Raw genomic sequence first — 1,465 nt, 5'->3', positions numbered from 1 at the left:
TGATATGTACCCTCTTTACTGGACAACCAGTAAGGAGGGTATTTTTATGCGTTATAGTTATGAGTTTAAAATGATGTGTGTTGAATTGTATCATTCGGGTTCGTATCCTGACATCCCAAAGGGGCTGAATCCCAATACTCTCAAAAGGCATATACGAGAATGGTCCAGATTGGTTGATTTACATGGTCCAGAAGTTTTAAAACATAAGGTGTTTAATAAGGTATGGACACCCGAAGAAAAACTTGAACTGATTTCAAAGGTTATTGCAGGCACGCCAAGAACGAAAGTTGCAATAGAAGCAGGCATTAATGCAGGACTGCTTTATCAATGGGTACACAAATATAAATTACAAGGATATAATGGATTGGTAGAAAGTAAAAAAGGACGACCAACAAAGGAACCGAGAATGAAAAAATCAACAAATCCATTACCTTTAACAGAATCGGAACGAGAAGAACTGATACGCTTGAGAACTGAAAATGAATATATCAAAGCCGAGAATGAAGTAATAAAAAAACGGATCGCCTTGAGGCAAGAAAAATGGGTTGCGCAACTCAAGGCGAAAAAGCAGCAATCATCAAAGAACTCAGAGAAAAAGGATATCAACTAAAGTATCTCCTAAAAGCAATGCATATGGCTAAATCTACTTACTATTTTGAGATTAACAGAAACGATATTGTTGCCGAACGCAATCAAGAAGTACTAGAAGAAATAAAAAATATTTTTGAGGAGAACAAACGCAGATATGGCGTAAGAAGGGTTCACCAGGAACTTATTAATCGCGGGTATCAGGTGAACCATAAGAGAGTTCAGCGTCTTATGCATGAATCAGGATTAGCCGGCAAACGACCAAAGGAGAAATATCATTCCTATAAGGGACAAGTTGGTAAGATTGCTGATAATATAATAGGCAGAGATTTCAGCACAACTTCGCCTTTACAAAAATGGACCACAGATGTGTCTCAATTCAATTTTTCATGGGGAAAGTGTTATATATCGCCAGTATTAGATATGAATACAAACGAAATCATTTCATATGATTTATCTAGGACTCCTAATCTTGGCCAGATAGAAAGAATGCTAAATAAAGCTTTTGAAAAATTTCCTTCTGTCGAAGGATTAATATTTCATTCTGATCAGGGGTGGCAGTATCAGCATGTCAATTTTAGAAATGCCTTACAAGAACATGGCATTGTACAATCCATGTCACGGAAAGGTAATTGCTATGACAATTGTATTATGGAGACATTCTTTGGAAGATTGAAAAATGAGATGTATTATGGTTATGAGAAAGACTATTCTTCCTTCGAAGAATTCTCACAAGCGATTGAAGAATATATAGATTATTATAATAACAAAAGAATTCAGGCAAAAACAAAATGGATGCCACCTGTACAATACAGGATAGCATCCATGTGTTCAGCCTAGTTCATAAATATGTGTCCAGGATTCTGGGTACATATCA

Annotated in this window: 2 protein-coding genes; both read left to right on the top strand. The window is 36.2% G+C overall.

The window, feature by feature from the left end; genetic code table 11:
* Positions 1-610: transposase (locus tag DW025_RS14650; protein WP_279220462.1), on the top strand; the 610-nt coding region annotated here is incomplete at its 5' end.
* On the top strand, positions 541-1,428 hold the full coding sequence (locus DW025_RS14645; protein ID WP_118758626.1) for an IS3 family transposase: 888 nt from the start codon (positions 541-543) through the stop codon (positions 1,426-1,428). The genes DW025_RS14650 and DW025_RS14645, both read left to right, overlap by 70 nt.
* Positions 1,429-1,465: the final 37 nt, after the last annotated feature.

The sequence above is a fragment of the Coprococcus sp. AF38-1 genome (assembly GCF_003603945.1).
GTDB classification, from domain to species: domain Bacteria; phylum Bacillota; class Clostridia; order Lachnospirales; family Lachnospiraceae; genus Coprococcus; species Coprococcus aceti.
This window is presented reverse-complemented; position numbering and strand designations above follow the sequence as displayed.

Coding starts and splice junctions, on each gene's coding strand:
- DW025_RS14645 (WP_118758626.1), top strand. CDS start 541: ATGGGTTGCGCAACTCAAGGCGAAAAAGCAGCAATCATCAAAGAACTC.